Origin of the sequence: Vibrio sp. V39_P1S14PM300 (genome assembly GCF_009904765.1) — a bacterium.
Lineage (GTDB): Bacteria > Pseudomonadota > Gammaproteobacteria > Enterobacterales > Vibrionaceae > Vibrio > Vibrio proteolyticus.
Window position 1 is genome coordinate 1 of the sequence record NZ_WXWP01000110.1, and the last position, 3,744, is coordinate 3,744.

General features: G+C 46.8%; 4 protein-coding genes. 3 read left to right on the forward strand and 1 reads right to left on the reverse strand.

Going from position 1 to position 3,744, the window contains the following annotated elements:
- The first annotated feature begins 31 nt into the window (after positions 1–31).
- Positions 32–901, forward strand: a complete 870-nt coding sequence (locus CAG65_RS05200) for a cation diffusion facilitator family transporter (RefSeq protein ID WP_040902909.1) — start codon at positions 32–34, stop codon at positions 899–901.
- A 44-nt stretch (positions 902–945) separates the two neighbouring features.
- Here the strand turns inward: CAG65_RS05200 and CAG65_RS05205 are convergent, their stop codons facing one another.
- Positions 946–1,878 carry a hypothetical protein gene (locus CAG65_RS05205; protein ID WP_237668754.1) on the reverse strand — a complete coding sequence of 311 codons (933 nt, stop codon included), beginning with the start codon at positions 1,876–1,878 and terminating at the stop codon, positions 946–948.
- Between the two features lie 359 nt (positions 1,879–2,237).
- Between CAG65_RS05205 and CAG65_RS05210 the strand changes: the two genes are divergently transcribed.
- Together CAG65_RS05210 and CAG65_RS05215 are read left to right on the forward strand one after the other, a co-directional pair.
- Positions 2,238–3,107, forward strand: a complete 870-nt coding sequence (locus CAG65_RS05210; RefSeq protein WP_161452638.1) for a winged helix-turn-helix domain-containing protein — start codon at positions 2,238–2,240, stop codon at positions 3,105–3,107.
- Positions 3,108–3,109: 2 nt separating this feature from the next.
- Complete coding sequence (locus CAG65_RS05215; protein ID WP_161452640.1) at positions 3,110–3,622, forward strand: regulatory protein ToxS; 513 nt, start codon at positions 3,110–3,112, stop codon at positions 3,620–3,622.
- Positions 3,623–3,744: the final 122 nt, after the last annotated feature.

Below are 3,744 nucleotides of genomic sequence, written 5' to 3' on the forward strand. Positions count from 1 at the left end.
GTGAGAAAGGTCACTTTTGTGGAGTTATGTTATGAATCGTAAAACTGGCGCTGCACTTCTTTCGGTTTGTTCGAACAGCGGACTTATTGTGATGAAAGTAATGGTCGGCATCGTAAGTGGCTCGGTGAGTATCATTTCGGAAGCGATACATTCAGCCATGGATTTGATTGCGGCGTTGATTGCATTGTTTGCCGTGAGTCAATCGGATTTACCTCCGGATGCCAATCATCCTTACGGGCACAGCAAAATTGAGAACGTTTCTGGAGTATTGGAAGCCCTGCTGATTCTGGGCGCGGCGGGCTGGATAGTCTACGAGGCGGTAGAAAAACTGCTTGATCCACAACCTGTCAGTGCAATGGGATTAGGGGTGGTTGTGATGTTGGTTTCCGCTTTGATCAACGTTTTGGTCTCACAACATCTATACCGGGTGGCGCGAGAAGAAGAGTCTGTCGCTCTGGAAGCGGATGCGTTGCATCTGAAAGCCGATGTGCTGACTTCTGTGGGGGTGGCGGCGGGATTGGGGCTGATGCTGATCGCCAGCTACTTTGGTTATCATTGGTACTTTATTGATTCAGTGGTTGCCATTGGTGTGGCGCTGTTCATCACCCGGGAAGGCTTTGACATGTTGCGTAATGCGTTTCGGCCTTTGCTTGACCACAGTATTTCTGAGCAAGAGCTGGCTCTGACGATGGAAACCATCCGCAACGCGTGTGGACCCGGCGTAGATTACCATCAACTGCGTACCCGCTATGCGGGGCGCCGCCGTCACATCGATTTCCATCTCACCGTGCCGAAACAGATGTGCGTTGAACGTGCGCATCAGAAGTGCGATGAAATCGAAGCGGCCATCATGGCAGTGTTGCCGAATGCTGAGGTATTGATCCATGTTGAGCCGGCGTAAAGCCGCCAAAGAAAAAGAGCGACCATCGGGTCGCTCTTTTTCACTCAAATGACGTTCACCCGATTTGTCAGGCCGTTCTCGCCAGAGCGATCGTGAAAACAATTCACCAGTTTGTGCTCTTCGGCGTAGTACGTCAGAAACTCGATCAGATCGTGGAATGAGATTGCTCGGACGCCAAGATCAATCACGGTTCCGGCATGATGCTTATTGAACTCAGAGCCAACACGAATGATCAACTTTTCCGGGCTGACGACTTGCTTTGCTTTGTGTATCAGCGATTTAATTTTATTTCTGCGCTTGGTTTTGTCTTTGTGTGGTGGCGTTTCTACGGGCATACCGGTGAAGTTCACATCACTGTTCTTGTTGCCCTTGAGCGCCTGACGAGTGCCATTAACCAAGTATTTGGCATCTGTGAGCAGGCCTTTTGCCAGGCTAAAGCCGGTCGCCTCTGCGTCTGTGCTGGCTGACGCATTCTTACCTACCGGTGAGAATTGTCCCGCCGCTTTACTCATGATGGTTTCAGCCGCTTGAGCAGCGTATTGCGCATTATTGGCACCGAGTGGTGATTCGAGTGCCGTTTTTAGTATCGGACTGACGGTGTCAGCAAAACCGGCGGTAGCCGCAGTCATGATCAGATGACCGGTATTGTGAACGATAGCGTTGCCAAATGGGCAGGCTGTCGCTGCGTTCAGTTCCTTGCTGCTTTTATTGATCCAGATTTTAATGCTGTCATAACGATTTGTGACGTAGAAATAGCGCGGCGTCGCGTCTTCCATACTGCCCAGTTTTTCGATAATGGCGTCAATGGTCCCGGCCATAAACGCATCTTTAACTGATACGTCATTCGGTGTTCTCAGGTGTTTGAGATCAACCGAGCCGCGAACCGCGATCCCCAGTTTTTTATCGGCAGCGCATCCGTTTAACTCGTAGCACACGGTCGCCTCTTCGCCTTTGAATAGGTTTAGTAGATTCATCATATCGCCCTGTATATTGTTTATTATTCTTAAAGTGGTTGTGTCTGGCGGCTAACGTCTCAAGCCGGAAATGGCCCGATGATCCACTTTCTCTCCGGCATTATAATTCAGCAATTTCAAACACTAGGGTGCACATTTAGGACGTATTTGTCGGGTGAATGTGCTGTTTCCCCACGAAAATGAAAATTCCACACGTCAACAGTGACCTTATGCGGTTTTGAACGATAGCCCTTTTCTTTAATGCGTCTTAATTTGTGATCATCATTAAGATAACGATCGTTGTGTTAATTCATTAAGATGATATACTCCGCGACGTTATAGCTAGAACATTTGACGTAATAGTGACGATAACGTGGTGAAAAATGGAGTTAACTAACATAAACGATGGTTTTAAAACAAAGTTTATTCTTGCTGAGCAGTATCAGTTTGATCCGAACTGCAATACGTTGGTGGATATCCATGACGACAAACGTTTGTTTCACTTGGGGAGCAATGAAGGGCGGATATTGCTGGCGTTGTGCATTCATCAGCAGAAAATTGTGACACGCGAAGAACTATTAGAGTTTGTATGGCGTCAGAAAGGCTTTGAAGTCGATGATTCGAGCCTTACCCAAGCTGTTTCAGTTTTGAGAAAAGTACTAAAAGACTCGACTAAGTCGCCTTTTTTCGTCAAAACAGTGCCAAAGCGTGGTTATCAGTTGATCTGTACAGTTGAACTAGTGATCTCAAGATCGCCAGATAAAGCTGACATTGAGAGCACTGAGTGGATGATAAGCTCTGAAAACCCGGATGACAGCCAGCCGTTTGACGACGATATTCAGCCTGAGGTGATGGACTCACCAGAAAAGGGCAGACGTCCGTATATTGTTCCGGTATGGCTTAATGGGTTGTTTATCGCCTTGATGTTAAGCCTGCCTTTGATCTCTTATTGCCTAACTCTTTCTCCTTACGACAACGTCATGCGCTATGCCACGATTGATGATGTGGAGATTGAAGTACCTGATGAGCAGCCGGAACTCATTCGCTGGTTAGAACAAGTAGACCACTGTATTGGTCACTATATTCGGACTTATTCGGATTCGCAGCAGCTTGAGAGAGTCGTCGTCACTGGAGATCCTGACCGTGAAGTCATGTTGAACTTAATTCATTTTTTGCCGAGTTCTGATAAAAACCAAACCCTTATTTTTTATTCATACAGCACGCCTGAAGTTGTCTGCCAAACCGGAGTATGAGAATGAAAAAGAAATATGTACGGATCAGCGTGGCGTGCTCTGTATTACTAAGTTTATTGATATTTGTTATTGGTCGCTCAGATTTGCACCGTACGTTAACAGCCCGAGAGTGGGAAATGACACTAACAACCTTGATTCCGCCTCTTGAGCGAGAGCTCGTTGTTGGGCCAATACGTCAGATAGATATACACGCCTCCATAAAGTTTTTATCGGATGGTACGTACACTCGTATGACCCAACTGCTTATTTTGACGCAACGTTCTAAAAATAGAGACGCGTTACAGATCTCCGATACCGGGACTTGGAGCTCGCGCGATAACTACATTATGACGGCAGCTAAAGAGTTCCATGTTACTTCGTCTGTACCCGAAGTACTCTCATCATCGCAAATGGATCTCATCGCTGAGTTTTATCGGATCGAAAATCAGCAAAGCTGGAAAGTGCAGGCAATCAATGAGAGGACCCTGCTACTTACTAACCATAATTTCGGTTCCAATGTAATATTTGCTAAGTAAAAGCGCACATCCCCCCATATTCATTCCTATCAATCATTCAACGATAAACCTACTGATGTGGCGACGTCAGTGGGTTCAGGCGCATTCGTGTTGCTGCTCATAATCGTGACGCGAGTCTATGA

What these genes read in the sequence shown, in the direction of transcription:
- CAG65_RS05200 (WP_040902909.1), top strand. Translation starts at nt 32, where the DNA reads ATGAATCGTAAAACTGGCGCTGCACTTCTTTCGGTTTGTTCGAACAGC.
- CAG65_RS05205 (WP_237668754.1), bottom strand. Translation starts at nt 1,878, where the DNA reads ATGATGAATCTACTAAACCTATTCAAAGGCGAAGAGGCGACCGTGTGC.
- CAG65_RS05210 (WP_161452638.1), top strand. Translation starts at nt 2,238, where the DNA reads ATGGAGTTAACTAACATAAACGATGGTTTTAAAACAAAGTTTATTCTT.
- CAG65_RS05215 (WP_161452640.1), top strand. Translation starts at nt 3,110, where the DNA reads ATGAAAAAGAAATATGTACGGATCAGCGTGGCGTGCTCTGTATTACTA.